Annotated in this window: 28 protein-coding genes; 18 read left to right on the top strand and 10 right to left on the bottom strand. The window is 69.9% G+C overall.

The genetic code is table 11. The annotated features are described in order from the left end of the window. Positions 1-62: 62 nt before the first annotated feature. The gene (locus CFB46_RS10145; protein ID WP_089499908.1) at positions 63-956 is read right to left on the bottom strand and encodes a LysR family transcriptional regulator; all 894 of its coding nucleotides are present in this window, start codon (positions 954-956) and stop codon (positions 63-65) included. A 110-nt stretch (positions 957-1066) separates the two neighbouring features. On the opposite strand from CFB46_RS10145, the gene CFB46_RS10150 reads away from it, so the two are divergent. Both CFB46_RS10150 and CFB46_RS10155 read left to right on the top strand, forming a co-directional pair. Next, complete coding sequence (locus tag CFB46_RS10150; RefSeq protein ID WP_089499909.1) at positions 1067-1822, top strand: TerC family protein; 756 nt, start codon at positions 1067-1069, stop codon at positions 1820-1822. Between the two features lie 90 nt (positions 1823-1912). After that, the gene (locus CFB46_RS10155) at positions 1913-2215 is read left to right on the top strand and encodes a TFIIB-type zinc ribbon-containing protein (RefSeq protein WP_089499910.1); all 303 of its coding nucleotides are present in this window, start codon (positions 1913-1915) and stop codon (positions 2213-2215) included. Positions 2216-2326: 111 nt separating this feature from the next. Here CFB46_RS10155 and CFB46_RS10160 read toward each other — a convergent pair whose 3' ends face one another. Together CFB46_RS10160 and CFB46_RS10165 are read right to left on the bottom strand one after the other, a co-directional pair. Beyond that, positions 2327-2737, bottom strand: a complete 411-nt coding sequence (locus tag CFB46_RS10160; RefSeq protein ID WP_089499911.1) for an Hsp20/alpha crystallin family protein — start codon at positions 2735-2737, stop codon at positions 2327-2329. A gap of 16 nt (positions 2738-2753) precedes the next feature. Continuing rightward, complete coding sequence (locus tag CFB46_RS10165) at positions 2754-3191, bottom strand: Hsp20/alpha crystallin family protein (protein ID WP_027784052.1); 438 nt, start codon at positions 3189-3191, stop codon at positions 2754-2756. A 246-nt stretch (positions 3192-3437) separates the two neighbouring features. On the opposite strand from CFB46_RS10165, the gene CFB46_RS10170 reads away from it, so the two are divergent. Then, positions 3438-4355: a 3-hydroxyacyl-CoA dehydrogenase NAD-binding domain-containing protein gene (locus CFB46_RS10170; protein WP_089499912.1), complete on the top strand. Its 918-nt coding sequence runs from the start codon at positions 3438-3440 to the stop codon at positions 4353-4355. A 33-nt stretch (positions 4356-4388) separates the two neighbouring features. Here CFB46_RS10170 and CFB46_RS10175 read toward each other — a convergent pair whose 3' ends face one another. Further along, positions 4389-4670 (bottom strand): DUF4148 domain-containing protein, encoded by a 282-nt coding sequence (locus CFB46_RS10175; RefSeq protein ID WP_027784054.1) that lies wholly within the window; start codon positions 4668-4670, stop codon positions 4389-4391. Positions 4671-4831: 161 nt separating this feature from the next. Beyond that, positions 4832-5680 carry a LysR substrate-binding domain-containing protein gene (locus CFB46_RS10180; protein WP_027784055.1) on the bottom strand — a complete coding sequence of 283 codons (849 nt, stop codon included), beginning with the start codon at positions 5678-5680 and terminating at the stop codon, positions 4832-4834. Positions 5681-6009: 329 nt separating this feature from the next. On the opposite strand from CFB46_RS10180, the gene madL reads away from it, so the two are divergent. From madL to CFB46_RS10235, 11 genes are all read left to right on the top strand, one after another. After that, positions 6010-6405, top strand: coding sequence for a malonate transporter subunit MadL (madL, locus tag CFB46_RS10185; protein ID WP_006485307.1), 396 nt, complete (start codon positions 6010-6012; stop codon positions 6403-6405). Positions 6406-6416: 11 nt separating this feature from the next. Next, the gene (gene madM, locus CFB46_RS10190; RefSeq protein WP_027784056.1) at positions 6417-7184 is read left to right on the top strand and encodes a malonate transporter subunit MadM; all 768 of its coding nucleotides are present in this window, start codon (positions 6417-6419) and stop codon (positions 7182-7184) included. A gap of 131 nt (positions 7185-7315) precedes the next feature. Further along, positions 7316-8962, top strand: a complete 1647-nt coding sequence (gene mdcA, locus CFB46_RS10195) for a malonate decarboxylase subunit alpha (RefSeq protein WP_089500386.1) — start codon at positions 7316-7318, stop codon at positions 8960-8962. A gap of 10 nt (positions 8963-8972) precedes the next feature. Next, positions 8973-9287: a malonate decarboxylase acyl carrier protein gene (mdcC, locus tag CFB46_RS10200; protein WP_089499913.1), complete on the top strand. Its 315-nt coding sequence runs from the start codon at positions 8973-8975 to the stop codon at positions 9285-9287. After that, positions 9284-10219: a biotin-independent malonate decarboxylase subunit beta gene (locus CFB46_RS10205; RefSeq protein ID WP_089499914.1), complete on the top strand. Its 936-nt coding sequence runs from the start codon at positions 9284-9286 to the stop codon at positions 10217-10219. The genes mdcC and CFB46_RS10205 overlap by 4 nt, the downstream gene beginning before the upstream one ends. After that, positions 10206-10913: a biotin-independent malonate decarboxylase subunit gamma gene (mdcE, locus tag CFB46_RS10210; RefSeq protein ID WP_089499915.1), complete on the top strand. Its 708-nt coding sequence runs from the start codon at positions 10206-10208 to the stop codon at positions 10911-10913. The genes CFB46_RS10205 and mdcE overlap by 14 nt, the downstream gene beginning before the upstream one ends. Next, the gene (gene mdcG, locus CFB46_RS10215) at positions 10900-11568 is read left to right on the top strand and encodes a malonate decarboxylase holo-[acyl-carrier-protein] synthase (protein ID WP_089499916.1); all 669 of its coding nucleotides are present in this window, start codon (positions 10900-10902) and stop codon (positions 11566-11568) included. The genes mdcE and mdcG overlap by 14 nt, the downstream gene beginning before the upstream one ends. Then, positions 11565-12431, top strand: coding sequence for a triphosphoribosyl-dephospho-CoA synthase MdcB (mdcB, locus tag CFB46_RS10220; protein ID WP_089499917.1), 867 nt, complete (start codon positions 11565-11567; stop codon positions 12429-12431). The genes mdcG and mdcB overlap by 4 nt, the downstream gene beginning before the upstream one ends. Further along, complete coding sequence (locus CFB46_RS10225) at positions 12428-13360, top strand: acyltransferase domain-containing protein (protein WP_089499918.1); 933 nt, start codon at positions 12428-12430, stop codon at positions 13358-13360. The genes mdcB and CFB46_RS10225 overlap by 4 nt, the downstream gene beginning before the upstream one ends. 118 nt (positions 13361-13478) lie before the next feature. After that, a complete protein-coding gene (locus tag CFB46_RS10230; protein WP_089499919.1) occupies positions 13479-14000 on the top strand; it encodes a phospholipase D-like domain-containing protein in 522 nt (173 codons plus the stop codon). A 122-nt stretch (positions 14001-14122) separates the two neighbouring features. Beyond that, complete coding sequence (locus tag CFB46_RS10235) at positions 14123-14770, top strand: phosphoribosyltransferase (RefSeq protein ID WP_089500387.1); 648 nt, start codon at positions 14123-14125, stop codon at positions 14768-14770. 7 nt (positions 14771-14777) lie between these two features. Here CFB46_RS10235 and CFB46_RS10240 read toward each other — a convergent pair whose 3' ends face one another. Beyond that, entirely contained in the window at positions 14778-15995 is a 1218-nt protein-coding gene (locus tag CFB46_RS10240) for a polyhydroxyalkanoate depolymerase (RefSeq protein WP_089499920.1), read from the bottom strand. A 172-nt stretch (positions 15996-16167) separates the two neighbouring features. Here CFB46_RS10240 and CFB46_RS10245 point away from each other — a divergent pair, with 172 nt between their 5' ends. After that, positions 16168-16797: a glutathione S-transferase family protein gene (locus CFB46_RS10245; RefSeq protein ID WP_089499921.1), complete on the top strand. Its 630-nt coding sequence runs from the start codon at positions 16168-16170 to the stop codon at positions 16795-16797. A 220-nt stretch (positions 16798-17017) separates the two neighbouring features. Then, a complete protein-coding gene (locus CFB46_RS10250) occupies positions 17018-17215 on the top strand; it encodes a hypothetical protein (RefSeq protein WP_034185467.1) in 198 nt (65 codons plus the stop codon). Positions 17216-17325: 110 nt separating this feature from the next. On the opposite strand, the gene proP is transcribed toward CFB46_RS10250, so the two are convergent. Next, on the bottom strand, positions 17326-18816 hold the full coding sequence (gene proP, locus CFB46_RS10255; RefSeq protein ID WP_089499922.1) for a glycine betaine/L-proline transporter ProP: 1491 nt from the start codon (positions 18814-18816) through the stop codon (positions 17326-17328). Positions 18817-19352: 536 nt separating this feature from the next. Between proP and CFB46_RS10265 the strand changes: the two genes are divergently transcribed. Further along, positions 19353-19685, top strand: coding sequence for a YnfA family protein (locus CFB46_RS10265; RefSeq protein WP_027784070.1), 333 nt, complete (start codon positions 19353-19355; stop codon positions 19683-19685). Positions 19686-19712: 27 nt separating this feature from the next. On the opposite strand, the gene dnaQ is transcribed toward CFB46_RS10265, so the two are convergent. Genes dnaQ through CFB46_RS10280 form a run of 3 tightly spaced genes read right to left on the bottom strand, consistent with a single transcriptional unit; the run spans position 19713 to position 21740 of the window. Beyond that, positions 19713-20447, bottom strand: a complete 735-nt coding sequence (gene dnaQ, locus CFB46_RS10270; RefSeq protein WP_089499923.1) for a DNA polymerase III subunit epsilon — start codon at positions 20445-20447, stop codon at positions 19713-19715. Between the two features lie 40 nt (positions 20448-20487). Beyond that, positions 20488-20931 carry a ribonuclease HI gene (gene rnhA / locus CFB46_RS10275; protein ID WP_027784072.1) on the bottom strand — a complete coding sequence of 148 codons (444 nt, stop codon included), beginning with the start codon at positions 20929-20931 and terminating at the stop codon, positions 20488-20490. After that, positions 20928-21740, bottom strand: a complete 813-nt coding sequence (locus tag CFB46_RS10280; RefSeq protein ID WP_027784073.1) for a class I SAM-dependent methyltransferase — start codon at positions 21738-21740, stop codon at positions 20928-20930. Before CFB46_RS10280 ends, rnhA begins: the two co-directional genes overlap by 4 nt. A gap of 18 nt (positions 21741-21758) precedes the next feature. Between CFB46_RS10280 and gloB the strand changes: the two genes are divergently transcribed. Continuing rightward, positions 21759-22565 carry a hydroxyacylglutathione hydrolase gene (gloB, locus tag CFB46_RS10285; RefSeq protein WP_089499924.1) on the top strand — a complete coding sequence of 269 codons (807 nt, stop codon included), beginning with the start codon at positions 21759-21761 and terminating at the stop codon, positions 22563-22565. The last annotated feature ends 115 nt before the right edge of the window (positions 22566-22680 follow it).

Genomic DNA, 22680 nt, shown 5'->3' on the forward strand with positions numbered 1-22680 from the left:
GGCGCGCGCGCATCTCGTATGGCCGGGGCGTCATTATAGTTTCGTTTGATGTCGCGCTCGCTTCAGACGGCCGGCGCGCCGCGCGCCGCGGCCAGCAATCGCGACGTCAGCGGATGATGTTCGCCGCGCCGCGAGCGGATCGCGTGGATCTCCTCGGTCACGTCGCCCGCCCGCCCGAGCCGCCTGAGCCCGCGCAGCAGCGACGCATCGTTCGCGCCGAGTTCGCTCAGCGGAAACACGCCGAGGCCGCGCGCCGCGAACACGGCCATCAGCGCGCTGTCCTCGAACTCGCCGGCCACGCGCGGCACGATCCGTTCGCCTTCCAGCCACAGGTCGAGGCGCGCGCGCAAGGCCGAATGCGCGGTCGGCAGCAGCACCGGCAGGTCGGCCAGGCACTGCGGAAAGCGCTGCCGCGCGGCCGGCGTGACGAGCGCCGCGGGCCCGTACCAGTCGACCGGCGACGCGACGAGGCGCTCGCTCGTCACGCGCAGGTTCGACCCGGACGGCGCACCTTGGCCGGCCAGCACGAGATCCAGATGATGCAGCGCGAGTTCCGCGAGCAGCGCGTCGTGCTCGCCCTCGTGGCACAGCAGCCGCAGCGTGGGCGTGTCGAGCACGGGGGCCAGGATCGCGTGCGCGGCGAGTTTGGAGATGCCGTCCGCGAGGCCGACCGCGAGCCGCACGGTCGGCCGGCTGGCGGCCGCGCGCACGTCGTCGGGAATCAGCCGCCCCATCTCGAAGATGACTTCCGCGCGTGCGAAGGCGGCCTGCCCGGCGTCGGTCATCGTCACGCCGCGTCCGGCCGGTCGCAGCAACTGGTGCCCGAGCGATTTCTCGAGCTCGCGCACCTGGGCGCTGATCGTCTGCACGGCCATGTCGAGCCGGCCGGCCGCCCGCGCGAAGCCGCCTTCCTTCACGACGACCCAGAAATAGTACAGATGTCGAAAATTCAGCATCGGAGGGGAATATATCGTAAAAACCGAACCTAAAGTCAGATTCTCTCTGATTTTTTCGAAGTATGGGGCGGCATATCATCTGGCTTTCCACTTTCGTATCGGCCCATCCCATGGACTACCTGCTGACGCTTGCCGCCGACCCTGCCGTCTGGGCCGCGCTTCTGACGCTCGTCGTGATGGAAGTCGTGCTCGGCATCGACAACCTGATCTTCATCTCGATCCTCAGCAACAAGCTGCCCGAAGCGCAGCGCGCGCGTACCCAGCGCCTCGGCATCGCGCTCGCGCTGGTGATGCGCCTCGCGTTGCTCGGCAGCGTCGCGTGGATCGCGAGCCTGACCGAACCCGTGTTCACGCTGTTCGACCATGCATTCTCGTGGCGCGACATGATCCTGCTGGCGGGCGGCCTGTTCCTCGTGTGGAAGGCGACCACCGAGATCCATCACCACGTGTCGCACGACGGCGACGGCGCGGGCGGGGCCGCCGGCGCGGCCGGCCTGACGGTGTGGGCCGCGATCGGCCAGATCGTGATGCTCGACATCGTGTTCTCGATCGACAGCATCGTGACCGCGATCGGCATGACCGAGCACATCCCGATCATGTTCGTCGCCGTGATCGTCGCCGTGACCGTGATGCTGTTCGCCGCGCAGCCGCTCGCACGCTTCATCGACCGCAACCCGACGATCGTGATGCTCGCGCTGTCGTTCCTGGTCGTGATCGGCATGACGCTGATCGCCGAAGGGTTCGGTTCGCACGTGCCGAAGGGTTACATCTATGCGGCGATGGCGTTCTCGGCGTTCGTCGAGGGCATGAACATGCTGGCGCGGCGCGCGAAGGCGAAGCGGGCGGCGCACGTGGCACGCGACTGATGCGGCATGCGTGACGCCGGCCGCCGCGGCGGCCGGCTCGCGCGCCTCATGTGGAATCCGAATGAAATTCGAACGGAAAGGAGCAATGCGATGAAATGTCCTGTCTGCAAGACGCCCGACCTGCTGATGGCCGAGCGCCAGTCGATCGAGATCGACTACTGTCCGACCTGCCGCGGCGTGTGGCTCGATCGCGGCGAACTCGACAAGCTGATCGCCCGCGAAACCGGCGACGCGCCGGCTCGCCGCGACCCCGCACCGGCGCAACACGATGCGCACGCGCCGCGCGGCCGCGACGACGGCTGGGGGCGCGACGGCCGCTCGCACGACGAGCGTTACCGGCACGACGGCCAGCGTCGCAAGAAGTCGGTGTTCGACCTGTTCGATTTCGATTGAACCCGCGGGCCGCGTGCCTGAGTGCGCGCGGCCCGATGCAAAAAGCCCCGCCCGGCAGCGTGCCGGTGCGGGGCTTTTTCACGCGCGTCGCGTCAGGGCGCGCATCGACATTTACGCATTGCCGGCCGTCACGTCGATGCGGCGCGGACGCGTTTCCTCGCGGCGCGGAATCGTCAGCGTCAGCACGCCGTCGCGCAGGTTCGCGTCGATCCGCGACGTGTCGAGGTCGGCGCTCAGCACGAAGGATCGCGCATAGCGCGTCGCGCGCACTTCAGCGTGCCGGATGCGCAGGTCGTCCGGCGTGTCGATGTGCGTCGCGGCTTCGATCGTCAGCGTATTGTCGTGCACCTTCACGTCGAGGTTCTCGCGCGGCACGCCGGGCAGGTCGGCCCGCAGCGTGACGCCGCTCCGGTCCTCGACGATATCGACGGACGGGGTGATCGCCGGCCGGCGGGCGGCTTCGGCTGCGGCAGCGTGAACGGTGCTCGGATGGCGTTCGGCCAGGGTCGGATTCGTGTACATGTCGGTATCCTGAAGGTTACTGAATGGTGATCGCACGCGGCTTCGATGCTTCGCGCCGACCGACGCGAATCAGCAGGCAGCCGTTTTCGTAACGGGCGCTGACCTGGTCGGGGTCCGCATCGCGCGGCAATTCGACCACGCGGCGGAACGCGCCGTGAAAGCGCTCCTGCGCATACGTGCGCACGTCGTCGCCTTCGCGCGGCGCCGGTTTGCGCTCGCCGCTGATCGTCAGCAGATCCTTGTCGATCGATACGTCGAAGTCGGTCGCGGCCATGCCGGGCGCGAATGCGACGATCTCGATCGCATCGTCGGTGGCGCCGACGTTGAGTGCGGGAAAGGCGCCGGGGCGCCCCGCCCGGATGCCGGACGGGCGTTCGCCGAGCAGGCTCGCCACCTGCCGTTGCACGCGGGCGAATTCGTCGAACAGGTCATAGCCGTGATGGATACCGCTCATGTTGGTCCTCCTGAACAGGGAACGCGGGAGACGTGACGGCGCGACGCCTGCGGCGGGCGCGACGGGTGGCTCCACTGGGTCGATACGGGGGCGGTGCGTTGCATGAGGCACTGCCCGACGACGCTTAATTAGTGGCCGCCGTCACGCATTTCAAGAGGGATCGCGCAATCCGCGTCGACGCATGCGCGCGGAATTCGATGCGACAATCGCCGCGGCATATCCGCAGACCAACCACACGGGACAACCATGGACATTCGACGTATCGCGATCGTCGGCGCCGGCGTGATCGGCGCGAGCTGGGCCGCTTTCTACCTGACGCAGGGCTTCGACGTCGTCGCGACCGACCCGGCCCCGCAGGCCGATGCGCGGCTGCGCGACGCGCTCGCCGCGTTTCTCGGCGAACGGGCCGCCGAACTTGCCGCGCGGCTGTCGTTCGACGCCGATCTCGTGCGCGCGCTGGACGGCGTCGACTTCGTGCAGGAGAACGGCCCCGAGCGACTCGACCTGAAGCGCGCGCTCTATCGCCAGATGGACGACGTGCTGCCCGCGCACGTGCCGATCGCGTCGAGTTCGTCGGGCCTGAAGATGTCCGATATCCAGACCGCGTGCGCGAAGCATCCGGAGCGCTGCCTGATCGCGCATCCGTTCAATCCGCCGCACCTGATCCCGCTCGTCGAGCTGGTCGGCGGCGACGCGACCGGCCAGGACGTGATCGCGCGCGTGAAGCATTTCTACGACGGGCTCGGCAAGCAGACGATCGTCCTGAACAAGGAGATGACCGGCCACGTCGCGAATCGGCTCGCGGCCGCGCTGTTTCGCGAGGTGTATCACCTCGTCGGTGAAGGCGTCGTGAGCGTCGCCGATGCGGACAAGGCCGTCGCGTGGGGCCCCGGCCTGCGCTGGGGGCTGATGGGGCAGTGCCTGACCTATCACCTCGGCGGCGGCGCGGGCGGGATCGCGCACTTCCTCGAGCACCTGTCGGGGCCGATCACGAGCTGGTGGGACGACCTCGGCACGCCGTCGTTCGATCCGGAAGTCGATCGCAAGCTGAACGACGAGTTGCGCGCGATCCAGGGCGAGCGCTCGATGCAGGAACTGGCCGCGGAGCGCGACCGGTTGCTCGTCGAACTGATCGACGCGCGGCGCCGCAGCTTCCTGCCCTGATCCCGATCCGATCGCGCGCGGCGGCGGCGCCGCTCACTGCTGCGACGTCGCCTGGCCGGCGGGCGGCACATGGGCCAGCCACGCGGGGTTCACGGCCTGCACGAGTTCGCGGTTGCGCGCGCGGGTCGCGGCGTTCGGCGGGTAGTTGCCGTCGTTCGTCGGCAGTTCGCCGTCGAGATAGGCCTGCCTGAGCTGGTCGACGACTTCCGCGCGTGTCAGGCCCTGTGCGGGGGCCGACGCGTCGGTCTGGGCAAAGGCGGGGGACAGCAGCACGGCTGCAGCGGTCGCGACGGCGAATCGCAGGACGTTCTTCATGGCGGGCTCCGAGCAAGGGGACGGGGTACCGGAGGCGCGCGGCGATGCGCGGTGCGTTCCGATGGGTCCCATTGTCGCGAGCGGGTGCTGCGCGGACGATGACGCGTGCCGGGCAAAGCTGTCAGGTACGGGCGCGACCGCGCGCAGTGCGCGCGACGCCGTTACAACTCGGCTGCCGCCGCGATCAGCGTGGCTTCCAGCGCGAGCGTCGAGCGCGACGCGGCCGCCGGACGATCGATCACGTATTCGAGTTCGCCGAGTTCCGGCAGCCCCGCCTCGAGCCGCGCGAGCCCGGCCGGGATCACGTAGCCGGCAAATGCGCTGACGCCGAGCCCCGCGCTCGCGGCCGCACGCAACACCGCGATGCTGCTGCTCACGACGGCGATCCGGTAAGGACGCCCGACGGCCTCGAGCGATTCGAGCACGCGGCGGCGCGACACGCTCGGTTCCGGATGCATCGCGAGCGGCAGCACGGCTTCGTGGCCGGTGATCCGCGAATCGGGGCCGGTGCACCAGTACAGCGGTTCGCTGCGGATCACGCGGCCGCGCCGGCTGCCGGCGATGCGTTTCGCGAACACGAGATCGTGCCGGCCTTCGTCCAGCGCATCGAACAGGTCGCCCGACAGCCCGGTCGAGATCGCGAGTTCGACGTCCGGGTTGCGCTGCACGAAGCTCGCGAGCGCGGCCGTCAGGTGCGCCGACGCGAAATCCTCCGACATCGCGAGCCGCACCTTGCCCGACAGCGGCGGCCCGCATACCGACGTGACGGCCTCGTCCATCAGTTCGAGAATGCGCACCGCGTAGCGGAACAGCGCGTCGCCGTGCTGCGACAGGCGCACGTTGCGCGTGTCGCGCTCGAACAGCGGCCGGTCGAGCAGCTCCTCCAGGCGGCGGATATGCTGGCTGACGGTCGACTGCGACAGGTTCACGCGCTCGGACGCGGCGGTGAAACTGCCGGACTGGGCGACGGCGACGAAGCTGCGCAGCAACTCGGGCGGTAACGGACGCATTGCTAAATCCACTGAATCGATTTCGACAACTTCATAAATGGCCGGATTTTGCGGCGCTAGTATCGGATCACGCGCCAGTGCGACCTCCGCGAACGGGGGGCACCGGACGCGTAGCCCGTGTCGCGCCGCCGGTTGCATCGGTCAGTCTAAGCCATCCGGCGTCCGGCCCGAAACCGCATCATCCCATCGACCCCGAGAACGCGCTCGCACGACGAGCCGCCGGGCCGCGGCGCACCGCCGCAGGAGACACACAGTCCGCCCGGGATCGGCGTGCGGGCCTGGCTCCCGCACGCGTCAGGCGCCCGTCACGAAGAGACTGGAGACGACTCATGATCATCTACGGAACCGCGCTGCTGGCGTTCTGCCACCTGGCCGGACTGTTTCTCGGCGACCTGCTCGGCAGTGCGATCGGCGTGAAGACCAACGTCGGCGGCGTCGGTATCGCGATGCTGCTGCTGATCTGCCTGCGCCTGTGGCTGCACCGGCGCGGCTGGCTGCCGAAGGAGACCGAGGCGGGCGTCGGTTTCTGGGGCGCGATGTACATCCCGGTCGTCGTCGCGATGGCCGCGAACCAGAACGTCGTGGCCGCGCTGAAGGGCGGCCCGGTCGCGCTGCTGGCCGCCGTCGGCGCGGTCGCGATCTGCGCATGCTGCATCGCGGTACTCGCTCGCACGGGGCGCGACGACACGGCCTTCGCGGGCGTGCCGCAATTCGAAGAACAATAACGGAGGCCGCCATGCTGCAGATGCTCGAAAAAACCGTCGCCCACAACGGGCTCGTCGCGTCGTTCGCGCTGGTCGGCCTGATCATGTGGCTGTCGTCGATCGCGTCGCGCAAGCTCACGTTCGGCCGCGTGCACGGCTCGGCGATCGCGATCGTCATCGGTCTCGTGCTCGCGTACGTCGGCGGCGCATTCACCGGTGGCGAGAAGGGGTTGGCCGACGTCAAGCTGTTCGCCGGCATCGGCCTGATGGGCGGCGCGATGCTGCGCGATTTCGCGATCGTCGCGACCGCGTTCGAAGTGCAGCCGACCGAGGCGCGCAAGGCCGGGCTCGTCGGCGTCGTGTCGCTGCTGCTCGGCACCGTGCTGCCGTTCATCGTCGGCGCGTGCATCGCGCGCGCGTTCGGCTATACCGACGCGGTCAGCATGACGACCATCGGCGCGGGCGCCGTCACCTACATCGTCGGGCCCGTCACGGGTGCGGCGATCGGCGCGAGCTCCGACGTGATCGCGCTCAGCATCGCGACGGGGCTCGTCAAGGCGATCATCGTGATGGTCGGCACGCCGGTCGCGGCCAACTTCATGGGCCTGAAGACGCCGCGTTCCGCGATGATCTTCGGCGGGCTGGCCGGCACCGTCAGCGGCGTGAGCGCGGGGCTCGCCGCGACCGATCGCCGGCTCGTCCCGTACGGCGCGCTGGTCGCGACGTTCCATACCGGCGTCGGCTGCCTGCTCGGGCCCTCGCTGCTGTTCTTCACGACGCGCGCGCTGGTCGGCGCCTAGGGGAACGCGACGCGGCCCGCGCGCGGGCCGCATCCATCGCGGCGTCCTCTGAGTCGCATTCTGCAACATCATCAATCGGCGGCGGCGCCAGGCTTAGAATGCCGCTGAACCATCGAAGCGGAGAACTGTTCATGACGGGATGGAATCACGCGCGGCAGGCGCGCGATGCACGCCTCGCGGCCGGCGCGGCTTACGCGCAGGGCAAGCGGGTCGATGCGCGCGACACCGTCGCGTTGCTCGAAGCCGTGCTGCGGCCCGGCGACCGCGTCTGCCTCGAAGGCGACAACCAGAAGCAGGCCGACCTGCTCGCGACGGCGCTCGCCGACGTCGACAGCGCGAGGATCCACGACCTGCACATGGTGCAGTCGGGTGTCGTGCTGCCCGAGCATCTCGACGTGTTCGAGCGCGGGATCGCGAAGCGTCTCGATTTCGCGTATTCGGGCCCGCAGTCGCAGCGGATCGCGAAGCTGCTGTTCGGCGGCAAGATCGCGCTCGGCGCGGTGCATACCTATCTCGAACTGTTCGCCCGCTACTTCATCGACCTCACGCCGCAGGTCGCGCTGATCGCGGCCGTGAGCGCCGATCGCGACGGCAACCTGTACACGGGTCCGAACACCGAGGACACGCCGACCGTCGTCGAGGCCACCGCGTTCAAGGACGGCGTCGTGATCGCTCAGGTCGACCGCATCGTCGACAAGGTGCCGCGCGTCGACATCCCGGGCGACCGCGTGCATTTCGTCGTCGAGGCAGGCCGGCCGTTCTACGTCGAGCCGCTGTTCACGCGCGATCCGGCCGCGATCACCGAAACGCAGATCCTGACCGCGATGCTCGCGATCAAGGGCATCTACGAGCCGTACGGGATCAAGCGCCTGAACCACGGGATCGGCTTCAACACGGCCGCGATCGAGCTGCTGCTGCCGACCTACGGCGAGAAGCTCGGGCTGAAGGGCAAGGTCTGCACGCACTGGGCGCTCAATCCGCACCCGACGCTGATTCCCGCGATCGAATCGGGCTGGGTCGAGCAGATCCATTGCTTCGGCTCCGAAGTCGGGATGGACGACTACATCCGCGCGCGCTCAGACGTGTGGTTCACGGGCCCCGACGGCTCGCTGCGCTCGAACCGCGCGTTCTGTCAGACGGCCGGCCTCTATGCGTGCGACATGTTCATCGGCTCGACGTTGCAGATCGACCTGGCGGGCCATTCGTCGACGGTCACGGCCGAGCGGATCGCCGGCTTCGGCGGCGCGCCGAACATGGGCAGCGACGCGCGCGGCCGCCGCCATCCGAGCGAGCCGTGGCTGAAGGCCGGCGCGCAAGCCGACCCCGACACGCCGGCGGCGCTGCGGCGCGGCCGAAAGCTGGTCGTCCAGATCGGCGAGACGTTCGGCGACAAGAACGTGCCGATGTTCGTCGAGAAGCTCGACGCGCTGAAGCTCGCCGACAAGCTGCAGCTCGACCTCGCGCCGATCATGGTCTACGGCGACGACGTCACGCACATCGTCACCGAGGAAGGAATCGCGAACCTGCTGATGTGCCGCGACAAGGACGAACGCGAGCACGCGATCCGCGGCGTCGCGGGCTATACGGACGTCGGCCGCGGCCGGGACCGGAAGATGGTCGAGCGGCTGCGCGAGCGCGGCGTGATCCGCCGCCCGGAGGATCTCGGCATCGATCCGCTCGACGCCGACCGCCGCTGGCTCGCCGCGCGTTCGATCAAGGATCTGGTGCACTGGTCGGGCGGGCTCTATGCGCCGCCGGCCCGGTTCCGCAACTGGTGAGGAAGACGGCATGGAACAGTTGAACTATCGCTTCACCGCGCGCGAACGCGCGAAGGGCGAGCAGGCCGCGGCGCTCGTCGGCGTGGTCGCGTCCGGCAACCTCGAGGTGCTGGTCGAGCGCGTGCTGCCGGGCAACGAATGCGAGATCGACGTCCGCACCGCGGCCGTCGGTTTCGGCGCGGTCTGGCAGGCGGTCGTGTCGGATTTCGTCGAACGGCGCACGCCGGGCGGCCTGAGGCTGTCGATCAACGACGGCGGCGCGCGCCCCGACATGGTGTCGCTGCGGCTCGCGCAGGCCGTGCGCGCGATCGAGGGAGACGCATGATGAGCGACGCGATCCACGACGCGCCGGCGTTCGTCGCGAACGCGGCCAGCTGGTACGAAGCATCGGCGCGGCAGCGCATCGACGGGCTGCTCGACAAGGGCAGTTTCAGCGAATTCCTGGGGCCGGCCGAGCGCGTGACGAGCCCGCACCTGCCGCTGTTCGATCTGCCGCGGCAGTTCGACGACGGGATGGTGGTCGGCCACGGCCGGCTCGACGGCCGGCCGGTGCTGGTCGCCGCGCAGGAGGGCCGCTTCATGGGCGGTGCGTTCGGCGAAGTGCACGGCGCGAAGCTCACCGGATTGCTGCGCGCCGCGCGCGAAGTCGGCAAGCCGGTGCTGATCCTGTTCGATACGGGCGGCGTGCGGCTGCAGGAAGCGAACGCGGGCGAGCTCGCGATCGCCGAGATCATGCGCGCGCTCGTCGAAGCGCGTGCGGCCGGCGTGCCGGTGATCGGGCTGATCGGCGGGCGCGCGGGCTGCTACGGCGGCGGTGGCCTGCTCGCCGCGTGCTGTTCGGCGCTCGCGGTGTCGGAGCAGGGGCGCATCAGCGTGTCGGGCCCCGAAGTGATCGAGACCAATCGCGGCGTCGAGGAATTCGACTCGAAGGATCGCGCGCTGATCTGGCGCACGATGGGCGGCAAGCACCGGCGCTTGATCGGCGGCGCCGATCGTTACGTGGCCGATACGCCGGACGCGTTCCGCGCGGCCGCGCTCGAGCTGATCGGCCGCGCACCGGCGTTCGATGCGGCGATGCTGCGCGCGGAGCAGGCGCGCCTCGAAGCGCGGGTCGAACGGTTCGGCGCCTGCAAGGACGCGCTCGACGTGTGGCGCACGCTCGGGGCCGACACGCCGGAAGCAATCCCGGGCATGTCCGACGATGCATTCGCGACGCTCGCCGATCAACTGCAGGAGTCCCAGCATGACGCTCGATGAAGTACTGAACTCGCTGTTTCCCGCGGGCCATTCGATTGCGCGTGATGGCGGGCTGCTGACGGGCCACGCGGAGCTGGCCGGCACGTGCGTCGACGTGATCGGCGTTGCCGATCGCTTGCCGTTCGGCATCGACGAGGCGCTGACGCTCGCGTCGCGCGTGCTCGACACGGTCGCGCGCGGCGGCGACACGCCGATCCTCGTGCTGGTCGACAGCGACAGCCAGCGGATGAGCAAGCGCGACGAATTGCTCGGCCTGAACGAAGGGCTGTCGCATCTCGCGAAGTGCCTGATGCACGCGGATCTCGCCGGGCACCGGACGATCGGCGTGCTGTACGGCCACACGGCCGCCGGCGCATTCATCGCGACCGCGCTCGCGACGCGCACGCTGCTCGCGGTGCCGGGCGCCGAGCCGGAGGTGATGGACCTGCCGTCGATGTCGCGCGTGACCAAGCTGCCGCTCGACGTGCTGAAGGAGATGGCGCGTTCGACACCGGTGTTCGCGCCGGGGCTCGACAACCTCGTGAAGATGGGCGCCGTCGACGCCGTGCTCGATCCGTCGCGCGCGCTCGACGCGCAGGTCGGCGAATGGCTCGGCAAGCCGGCCGACCGCATCGACCGGCGCGCGGCGCGCGGCCGGCCGGTCGCGACCGACGTCGCCGGTCGCGTCGAGGCGCTCGCGCGTGCCGCACGCTGAGCTGCCGCTGCGCCGCCACACGCTCGTCACGCTGACGGCGGCCGGGTGGGGCGCGGCATTCGCCCGCGACCCCGCGCTCGCGGGCGATCCGCTCGTGCGCGCATGGGCCGGACGCGGCTGGCCGCTGATCGTGCGTCGTGCGTCGCCGGATGAAGCCGATGCCGGCCGCGTGCCGCTCGGCCTGCCGCTGCCGCCGTCGGCGGGCAAGCGGCGCATCGCGCTGAACGCGGCCGCCGACGCGCTCGCGACGGTCGGTCCGCTGCCGACATTGACGGACGTGCTCGCCGCCGCGCCGGCAGCCTGGCAGGCGCCGCTGCGCGAGCTCGATGCGCTCGGCGCGCGCTGCGGCGTGCAGGGCCGCGTGTTCGGCAGCCTCGCGTGGCAGGCGCTGACCGGCGAGGCTTACCTGAGCGCATCGTCCGATCTCGACATCGTATTCCCGCTGCCCGATTCCGCATCGTTCGCGCCGTTGCTCGACGGTCTCGCGGCGATCGACGCGCGCGCGCCGATGCGCATCGACGGCGAACTGCTGCGCGACGACGGCGCGGGCGTCAACTGGCGCGAACTGCACGCGCGCTCGCCCGACGTCGCGGTGAAGACCGCGATGACCGTCGAATTGATGCGCGCCGACGCATTCACCGGAGGCGCGCGATGAACGCCCGGGCTGCCTGCCGCGTCGCCGCGCCGTCCGATGCCGAACGCATCGCCGCGCTGGCCGAGCGCAGTCTCGTGCTCGAGATCGACACCTATCCGAAGCCGGGCCTCGTCAGTCACGTCGACACCGGCAGTCACGCGGACATGGATGCCGCGACGTTCGCGCGCAGCGCCGCCGTGCTGCGGCCGTACTTCGCGGAACTCGCCGACGCGGGCGCGCGCGACGCCGACATGGCCGTGCTGCGCAAGATCGGCCTGCGTGCCGAACACGCGATGCTCGCCGCGACCGGCGGCGTCAATACGCATCGCGGCGCGATCTTCGGGCTCGGGCTGCTGTGCGCGGCCGCCGGCCGGCGCGCGCTGCCGGGCGCGCTGCCGGCCGGGACCACGCTCGGTGCGTTCGTGTCCGGTCGCTGGGGCGTCGAGATCCTCAGCGGCCCGCGTTTGCCGGACAGCCACGGCGAGCGCGCCAGCCGCCGCTACGGTGTCGGCGGGGCGCGTCGCGAGGCGGCCGACGGCTTCCCATCCGTGTACGCGGTCGGGCTGCCCGCGCTGCGCCGCGCCCGCCGCGACCGGCCGGACGATCCGGAAGCCGCGCGGGTCGCCGCGTGCTTCGCGCTGATCGCCGCGCTCGACGATACGAATCTGCTGCATCGGGGCGGGCAGGACGGCCTCGATTTCGCCCGCGCGACGGCCCGCGCGTTCGTCGCGCGCGGCGGCGTTCGGGCGCGCGACTGGCGGCTGCGCGCGGCGGCCGCGCATCGTGCGTTCGTCGCGCGCCGGCTGAGCCCGGGCGGCGCGGCCGACCTGCTCGCGATGAGCGTATTCGTCGATGCGCTCGAAGCCGAAGGGGACGCGCGATGACGCTGGCCATCCTGTGCTCGGGGCAGGGCGCGCAACGCGCCGACATGTTCGACCTGACCGGGGCGGCGCCGCGGGCCGACGCACTGTTCGTGCATGCGGGCCGGCTGCTCGGCGACGATCCGCGCGCGTGGGTCCGGCAGGCCGGGCCCGACGCGCTGCGGGAAAACCGTGCCGCGCAGATCCTCTGCACGGTCCAGGCGCTCGCGGCGGCGGCGCTGCTCGACGCGGCGTGGCCGCGCCGGCGCTGCGTCGCGGGCTACAGCGTCGGCGAGGTCGGCTCGTGGAGCGTCGCGGGGATGATCGACCCGCACGATGCGCTCGATCTGGCCGCCGCGCGGGCACGCGAGATGGACGCCGCGAGCGGCGGCGACGAGCGGATGGTGTTCGTGCGCGGCCTGACGCGCCCGCAGCTCGCGCGGTTGTGCGATGGTCGCGACGCGGCCATCGCGATCGCGAACCCCGGCGATGCGTTCGTGGTCGCGGGGCGGCACGCCGATGTCGATGCCGTGGCCGACGACGCGACGCGCGCCGGCGCGCTGCGCGTCGCGCCCGTCTGCGTGCGGATCGCGTCGCACACGCGCCGGCTCGCGGCGGCCGTGCCGGCGTTCCGCGCGACGTTGGCCGCGACGCCCGTGCGCCGGCCGTTGCCCGGCACGCGGCTGTTTTCGGGGATCGACGGCGCGTCGGTGCTCGATGCCGACACGGGCCTCGACAAGCTCGCGCGGCAGATCGCCGAGCCGGTCGAGTGGGCGGCCTGTCTCGCCGCGTGCGTGGAGGCCGGCGCAACCGCGTTTCTCGAGCTCGGCCCCGGACGCGCGCTGGCCGAGATGGCCGCTGGCGCGTATCCCGCGCTGCCGGCGCGCAGCCTTGCGGATTTTCGTTCCGTCGAAGGCGTGACGAGCTGGCTCGCGCGCGTCGCGGCCGGCTGATCGGCGGGGCTGAAACTCGGCTGAAAACACGGTCGCCGGGCACCGGTTTCGCACCGGGTGTTGCGCCGGCGCAGCAGCGTCGCAGCCGCCCCTTGCCACGCGAATTGGCGTCGCTACAATGGCGCCCGCCATGAGACCAGCCGCCTTCCTGCTCGCCGCGTTCTGCTGCGCGACGAGCGTCCACGCCAGCCAGATTCCGTCCGACGCCGCATCGGTCGGCACGTACTTTTCGTATGACAACGCGGCGGCCGACGCGACCGTCGATCTGATCGAACAGGCGCAGCGCCGCGTGCTGCTGGCCGGCTATACGCAGGTGCCGCCCGCTGTCGCGAGCGCGCTGCGCTCGGCCCGCGCGCGCGGGATCGAAGTGCGCGTCGTGCTGGTGCGCCCGCCGCGTGCGGGCAGGTACAGCGGCGCCGGCTATCTGAAATCCGCGGGGATCGACGTCGCGATCGATTCCCGGCACGGCGGCCCCGCGTCGCGCTTCGCGATCGTCGACGACAGCGTCGCGTTGACGACCCTGTCCGACGGCGCGGCCGAGCAGGCCGACACGGTGAACGTGTTCCGGCGCGCGCCCGAACTCGCGCAGTCCTACGCGCAGTCGTTCTGGCGGCTGTACCGGCAGGCCGGCGGCCTCTGACCCTTCCTACGGCGCGGTGCGCGCCGGTGTGACCCTGCTTGCATCGGCGCGAACGATGAACCATCCTCGTTGACAGGCGCCGGCGCGGGTTGCGCACCCGGCGCAACGGCAGGGAGCCGATCGTGACCGAAAGCAGTTTTGCCGATCGCGCCGATGCCGGCCGCCAACTGGCCGACGCGTTGCGCGAATACGCGGGGCGAAGCGATGTAGTCGTGCTCGCGTTGCCGCGCGGCGGCGTGCCCGTCGCGTATCCGGTCGCGTGCGCGCTGCGCGCGCCGCTCGACGTGCTGGTCGTGCGCAAGCTCGGTGTGCCGTTCGACCCCGAGCTCGCGATGGGCGCGATCGCGACGGGCGGCGCGATTCATCTGCAACGTTCGGTGATCCGCGCGATGGACGTATCCGATGCGCAGCTCGCCGACGTGATCGCGCGCGAGACGGCCGAACTGCAACGCCGCGAAGCGCTGTACCGCGGCGCGGTGCCGCCGCGCGCGGTGGACGGACGCATCGCGATCGTCGTCGACGACGGTGTCGCGACCGGCGCGTCGATGCGCGTCGCGCTGCAGGCGCTGCGCGAGCGCCACCCGGCGCGCATCGTCGCGGCGGTGCCGGTCGCGCCGGCGGGCGCCGCGCACGCGTTCGACGGCCTGTCGGACGCGTTCGTCACGGTGTCGCAGCCGTCCCGGTTCCTCGGGATCAGCCAGTTCTACGCGCGCTTCGAGCAGACGAGCGACGCTGAAGTGCGCGCGCTGCTCGATGCGGCGTGCTCCTGACGCGGCGTCACGTCCGACGGATCCGGCGCGAGCGCGGCCGGCGGGTTTCCGCCAGCGCGAACACGCGCTGCAGCGCCGGATGGACGTTGCCGTGCCAGCGTGGCCCCGTAAACAACCCGTAGTGATCACAATCGTCGATGTCGACGCGATGGCGCTCGTCGGCCGCGAGCCCGCTGCACAGGCCGAGCGCCGCATGCGTCTGCCCGGCGCCCGTGACCGTGTCGCGGGCGCCTTCGATGGTCAGCAGCGCGACGTCGCGCAGCGCGGCGGGTTCAACGCGCCGGCCGTGCATATGCCACGCGCCGGTCGCGAGCAGCATGCGCTGGAACACGACGTCGACCGTGTCGAGAAAATAGTCGGCCGGCATGTCGAGCAGCGCCGTGTATTCGCGCAGCGCCCGGCGGGCGCCGGCGAGCCCGGCCATGTCGAAACGCGATGCGGCCAGCGCATAGGTTTCGACCAGCGTCAGGAAGCGCTGCGGATACAGGAGCGCGATCTCGCCCTGTTGCAGATAGGTCGGGAACACGTGGCGGCCATGCCCCGCGAAGCCGGGCGGCACGATGTCGATCAGGTGGCGCCGGCACCAGTCGAGCGAATGGGCGGCGGCCGCGGTGCCGAGCGCGCTCGGATTCAGCCGCGCGTCGAGCGGGCCGCCGATCAGCGTGATACTCGCGGGCGGCGCGAGGCCCCGAGCGGCACGCAGCGCGAGTGCGCCGAGCGCCGGTACGGTGGCCTGGCACACGGCGACGACGTGCAGCGGCCGATCGTCGCGCTGGAGGGTGTCGACGAAGCCGTCGAGCATCGCGACGTACTCGTCGAGCCCGAAACGGCCGGCCGCGAGCGGCACGTCGCGCGCATTGCACCAGTCGGTCACGCAGACGTTGCCATCGGCGAGCAGCGTTTCGACGGTTTCCCGCATCATCACGGCCGCGTGCCCGACGAGCGGCGCGCACAGCAATACCGTGCGGCGCGCGTCGGCATGCGCGAAGCGCCGCAAGTCGCAAAACGGCGTGTGCGTGACGACCTGCTCGCTGACGCCCGGCCACGCGAGGTCGAAGCCCGGCGGGGCGCTCTGCGGCCCGAGCAGCGGTTCGAACAGGTCGTCGTAGCACGACGACGCGGCATGCGGCAGCGACGCCGCAGGCCACGCATCGAACGCGTATCGCGTCGCCGCGCGCCATGCGCGCATCCATTCCCGCTGCTGCTCGACGACGGCATACCACATGGCGGACCCTGGGGCGGAACGAGCGTGAATCTGCATTATGGTCACAGTGGACGGGCAGTGCGAGCCCGATGCGCGGCTGGCCGATGCGCGTCAGGCGCACGGGCACGCTAGGCGCTGCCGCGCGACGCTGCTACAGTCGTCGGTCCCATTCCCTCGAAGCGGAGCGTTTGCGATGAAGCTGATCGGCATGCTGGATTCCCCGTTCGTGCGCCGCGTCGCCATTTCGGCGAAGCTGCTCGACCTGCCGTTCGAACACGAGTCGATCTCGGTGTTTCGTCAGGTCGAGCGGTTCAGGACGGTCAACCCGGTCGTCAAGGCGCCGACGCTCGTGACCGACGGCGGCGCGACCCTGATCGATTCGTCGCTGATCGTCGACTATCTCGACCACCTGGCCGCGCCGGAGCGGCGCCTGTTGCCCGCCGCCGTCGATGCCCGGCTGCGCGCGCTGGTGCCGATCGGGTTCGCGCTGGCCGCCGCCGAGAAAACCGTGCAGGTCGTCTACGAGCAGGCGCTGCGGCCGTCGGACAAGCAGCACGAACCGTGGGTCGAACGCGTGCTGAGCCAGCTCGAAGCCGCATACGGCGCACTGGAGCCGCTGGTCGCGGCCGCGAACGGCTGGTTCGGCGGCGCGCGGCTGCTGCAATCCGACGTGACGGTCGCGGTGGCGTGGCGCTTCACGCAGTTCATGGCCGCCGATTACCCGGCGCTCGCCCGGATCGATCCGGCCCGTTATCCGGCGCTCGCCGCGCATTCCGCGCGGGCGGAAGCGCTGCCGGCCTTCGCCGAAACGCCGCTTGGCTAGGGCCAGCGCACGCCCGTTATCAGCGTGAACGGGCCCTCGGCTTCGCGGCGGCCCGCCGGGCCGTCGCACATCGATGTCGGACGCCGCTGACCCTTGTCCGGCAAGCCGCTGCCGATTGTTCTCGACGGCTGACAAGTGACTTCGCATTCGCGCTGTTTATCCGGAGGCGACCGATCCCTAGAATCCACTCCATCGAATCACGCATTGCTAGATGGAGCCGATGATGAAAGCCCTGATCGAATCGAGCCTGTACCACCCGTCCGTGTTGTTGCCGCTTGCCGCGCTGACGCAGTTGATGGTCGAGCGCGATTTCAATCTCGGCCAGGTCGGGCTGATCGTCGCGGCGCGCGGCGCACAGGCGGCCGTATCGCGGTCGCGCGCACTGATCTTCTGCCGTCACTGCGAAGCGCACGCATGAGCACGTTCGCGGCACGCGGATGAAAAAAAGCCCGGCCGGCGCAAGCCGGTCGGGCGGATCGGGTTCGATCGGGCCCCGGCTTCGGCCGGGGCTTTTTCATTGGGCGACGCTCACGCGCGTGCGGGAGTCGCGACGCCGTAGATTTCCGACTCGTCGTCGTCTTCGCGCAACTGGCGCACGAGCTGATGCGCTTCGCGGCGCGTCGCGACGGCCGGCGGCGAGCCCTTCAGCGGCTGGCGCGCGGTTTCGGCGAGCGCGACGACCGACACGACGCCGATCAACGCGGCGCCCATCATGTAGTACGCCGGCATCATCAGGTTATGCGTGACCTCGACGAGCCACGCGGTGACGAGGGGCGTCGTGCCGCCGAACAGCGACACCGACACGTTGAAGCCGATCGCGAGCGCGCCGTAACGGATCTCGGTCGGGAACAGCGCGGGCAGCGCCGACGGCATCACGCCGGTGAAGCACGACAGCAGCACGCCGAGGATCAGCAGGCCGCCGAACACCGACGCCGTGGTGCCCGCATGGATCAGCATCAGCGACGGAACCGACAGCACCAGCAGGCCGACGCAGCCGGCGAGCATCACCGGCTTGCGGCCGACCTTGTCCGACAGGCGGCCGGCGTACAGCGTCATCGGCATCATCAGCACCATCACGATCAGCACGAGCACGAGGCTGTGCGATTCGTCGAAATGCAGCGTCGACGACATGAAGCTCGGCAGGTACGACAGCACCATGTAATCGGTCACGTTGAAGATCAGCACGAGGCCGACGCACAGCAGCAGCGCACGCCAGTTGCGCATCAGCGTTTCACGGAAGCGCGCCTTCGGCACGGCCTTGTCCTGCGCTTCGCGCTCTTCGGCCTGGCGCTTGAACGCGGGCGTTTCCTCGAGCTTCATCCGGATGTAGAGACCGATCAGGCCGAGCGGGCCGGCGATCAGGAACGGCACGCGCCAGCCCCACGACAGCAGCGCTTCCTGCGACAGCGACGCGGTGAGCAGCGCGACGACGCCCGCGCCCAGCACATAGCCGATCAGCGTGCCGAATTCGAGGAAGCTGCCCATGAAGCCGCGGCGCTTGTCGGTCGAGAACTCGGCGATGAAGGTGGCGGCGCCGCCGTATTCGCCGCCGGTCGAGAAGCCCTGCACGAGGCGGGCGACGAGCAGCAGCACGGGCGCCATGATGCCGATCGACGCATAGCTCGGGATCAGGCCGATCGCGAAGGTGCCGGCGGCCATCATGATCATCGTGGCGGCGAGCACGCGCTGACGGCCGATGCGATCGCCGAGCGGGCCGAACACCATGCCGCCGAGCGGGCGCACGAGGAACGCGGCCGCGAACGTGCCGAAGGTGGCGAGCAACTGCGCGGACGGGCTGCTGGACGGGAAGAACACCTTGCCGAGCGTGACGGCGATATAGCTGTAGACGCCGAAGTCGAACCATTCCATCGCATTGCCGATGGCCATCGCGCTGACGGCGCGCTTGAGCAGGCTCTGGTCGACGACGGTGATGTCGTCCACGGCGAGCGGGGCTTCGGCGGACGACGAAGCGGAGGAAGAGACAGCGGTCGGGCTGACGTGTGTTGCGGTCAAGGTCATGCACTCCTTTGACAGCGCCGGAACGGGCGGGCCGTCCGACACGGTTTGCCGGCGAGCGCGGGGTCGCGTGCGGCGCGTCGGGGCAGACCATCAAGCACTTACTGCGCAAGGGGCAGCAAAGGGCCGAGGGGCTGCTTCGACGCGGGCCCGATGGGCCGTCGCGACAGTGCGCTCATGAAGAATGGGCCGCGTGATGCAGGCGGCAGATGCCGGTGCGGACGAGGGTCCGACGTTCCGGCAACGCCCCGGAGGGGCAACGAAACGAGAAAAGCGGGCCTGTCGGGCGGGCTTTCCTGTGGATGCATTTCGATCGAGGCGCCGGCCAGCATCGTGCGGACGGACTTCCCTCAAAATCGAAAAGACAGAGATTGAATGTTGAAACAGGCGACATGATAGCACGATGACGGATGATCGTGCAAATTGCCCGGACTCGCCCGTCTGGCGGGGCATCCGGCGCGGCCCGCTCGGGTATGATCGGCGGCGCGCGGCGCGGCCGTGCCGCCCGCCGCGACGGGGCTGAATTCGCGAGGAACCGGATGACCGAACTGATGAGGATCGCGGCGCTGTTCGCCGCTACCGCGCTGGCCGAAATCGTCGGCTGCTATCTGCCGTGGCTCGTGCTGAAGGCCGGGCGCCCGGCCTGGCTGCTGGTGCCGGCCGCGGTGTCGCTCGCGCTGTTCGCGTGGCTGCTGACGCTCCACCCGAGCGCGGCGGGGCGCACTTACGCCGCGTACGGCGGCGTGTACATAGCGGTGGCGCTGATCTGGCTGCGGGTGGTCGACGGCGTCGCGCTGACCCGCTGGGACGTGGCCGGCGCGGTGCTCGCGCTCGGCGGGATGGCCGTCATCGCGCTGCAGCCGCGCGCGTGAGCGCGGCCGCGGCGCGGGCCGCATGCGTCAGGCTGCTTCGGCGGTGTCCGTATCGGCGGACCGGCGCCACACGCAGGCGCCCTTGACCGACTTGTCGAGCTCGTCGAGCTGAGCCTGGTGCGCGGCAAGCTCGTCGTCGCTCGCGGCCACCACGGCCAGATCGAGCGCGGCGAGCGACACGCGCTTGCCGTTCGCGGTGCCGCCGTCGGCGCCCGCGTCGTCGAGCATGTCGATCACGAGGCTGTCCTGACCGCGCGTCATCGCCAGATACACCTCGGCGAGCAGTTCCGAGTCGAGCAGTGCGCCGTGCAGCGTGCGGTGCGCGTTGCTGATGCCGAAACGGTCGCACAGCGCGTCGAGCGAATTGCGCTTGCCGGGGAACATCTGCTTGGCCTGCACCAGCGTGTCGATCACGCCGCCGCAATGCTCGCTGAACGGCGGCAGGCCGAGCCGCGCGAATTCGGCGTCGAGGAAGCCGAGGTCGAAGGGCGCGTTGTGGATGATCAGCTCGGCGTCCTTCACGAAGTCGCGGATCTGGTCGGCGACTTCCGCGAATTTCGGCTTGTCGCTGAGGAATTCGGTCGTGAGGCCGTGCACCGCCAGTGCGCCCGGATCGCTGTCGCGCTCGGGGTTCACGTAGAAGTGCAGGTTATTGCCGGTGAGCCGCCGGTTCAGCAGCTCGACGCAGCCGATTTCGATGAGGCGGTCGCCCGTGCGGGCGTTCAGGCCGGTGGTTTCGGTATCGAGAATGATCTGGCGCATGTCGGGAAAAGCAAGGAAAACAGGAGAGGGCGGCCGGCGTTCAGGCGGCCAGCGATTCGACGCCGCGGTTCGCGAGCGCGTCGGCCCGCTCGTTCTCGGGATGGCCCGCGTGGCCCTTGACCCAACGCCACTCGATCTCGTGCTGCACGACGAGCGCGTCGAGCCGCTTCCACAGGTCGGCGTTCTTCACGGGCGTCTTCGCCGCGGTGACCCAGCCTTTCTTCTTCCACCCGTGGATCCACTCGCTGATGCCTTTCTGCACGTATTGCGAGTCGGTATGCACGATCACCCGGCACGGCCGCTTGAGCGCTTCGAGCGCGGCGATCACGCCCATCAGCTCCATGCGGTTGTTGGTCGTGTTCGGCTCGCCGCCGAACAGTTCCTTTTCCTGATCGCCGTAGCGCAGCAGTGCGCCCCAGCCGCCGGGGCCGGGGTTGCCCTTGCAGGCGCCGTCGGTATAGATGTCGATGGTGTCGGTTGTCATGAACGTTCTTGGTGGGTGGTCGGGGAGGCCGCCGGCGTCAGGCCCGGTGCGAGCACGGGCTTCTTCATCTTGATCTGGCCGACGAGGCGCATGCCGCGCACGCGCTTGACGGCCGTCACCATGTAGACGGCGCCGAAGATCGGCCACCAGCGGTCGCCGGCGGCCTCCATGAAGCCGTAGCGGGCCAGCCACTGGTCGGTGGCGAGCGGCGGCCGGTAGCAGCCGAAGCGGCCGCGTTCGAGGTCGAAGCCGAGCAGCTTGATCCAGTCCTTGAGCCGGATGAACGCGATCTGGTCGCGCGTGGCCGGCACGAACGGGCGGTTCGCCATGCGCCCGAACGACTGCCGCATGCCCCACAGGCTGAGCGAATTGAAGCCGGTGATCACGAGCTGGCCTTCCGGCATCAGCACGCGCTCGGCCTCGCGCAGCAGGCGGTGCGGGTCGGACGTGAATTCGAGCGTGTGCGGCATCACGATCAGGTCGACGCTCTGCGACTCGAACGGCAGGTCGAGCAGGTCGCACCAGGTCGTGCTGCGATCGGCAGGCGCGTGGGCCCCCGTGTGCGCTTTGCGCGCCCACGGATACTGATACGGCGCGCTCGCGCCGCTCGCCGGGTCGAGCACGAGGCCGCGATACGGCATGCGGTTCTCGCGCAGCGCATCGAGCTGCGGCAGGCCGAGCTGCAGCGCGTGGAAGCCGAAGACGTCGGACACGATCCGGTCGAGCTGCGCCTGTTCCCAGCCCAGCACGTAGCGGCCGGGCGGCGAGTCGGTCCAGGCAGGCCAGTCTATAATTTGACGGTCAGACATAACGATGATTGCGCGCCCATGAACGAGCTGGAATACGTGCCGGTTCCGGCATTCGAAGACAACTATATCTGGCTCGTCTCGGACGGCCGCGATGCGATCGCCGTCGATCCGGGTGAAGCCGCGCCCGTACGCCGGGTTCTTGCCGAACGAGGCTGGCGGTTGACCGCTATTTTACTCACGCACCACCATGCCGACCACGTCGGCGGTGTCGAGGCGCTGCGAAATAGCCAACCGGCCGATGCTCCGCTCACCGTTTACGGCCCCGCGGCCGAAGCGATCGACGTGGTCGCGCAGCCGCTTTCGGGCGGCGATCGCGTGGTGCTCGACGCGCCGGCCGTCGCATTCGACGTGCTCGACGTGCCGGGTCATACGCGTGGCCACATTGCATATTTTCAGCAGGCCGGGCAGCGCAATGCGGTGCCGCACGTATTCTGCGGCGACACGCTGTTCTCGTGCGGTTGCGGCCGCCTGTTCGAAGGCACGCCCGCGCAGATGCTCGCGTCGCTCGACGCGCTCGCGGCACTGCCGGGCGACACGCGCGTGCATTGTGCACACGAATACACGCTGTCGAACATCCGCTTCGCGCTCGCGTGCGAGCCCGGCAATGCGGCGCTCGCCGCGTGGCGCGACGACGCGCAGGCGCTGCGTGCGCGCGGCGTGCCGACGCTGCCCACTACGATCGCCCACGAGCGTGCCGTTAACCCGTTCATGCGGGCCGACAGCGCGGCGATCCATGCGACGCTCGAGGCCGAGCTGCACGAAACGGTGACGGATCGTCTGGCGGCGTTCACGCTGATGCGCGAATGGAAAAACCGGTTTCGATGACGTTTTCCGGAGGACTCCAAAAGCTCAAGCGGTGTCTGTAAAAATTGCTCCAAATGTAGGATTTCGCTGAGTTTTCGGTGTTTTTATTGACGTGAAGCACGCACTTCCGTAGTAT

Source organism: Burkholderia sp. HI2761 (assembly GCF_002223355.1).
GTDB lineage: Bacteria > Pseudomonadota > Gammaproteobacteria > Burkholderiales > Burkholderiaceae > Burkholderia.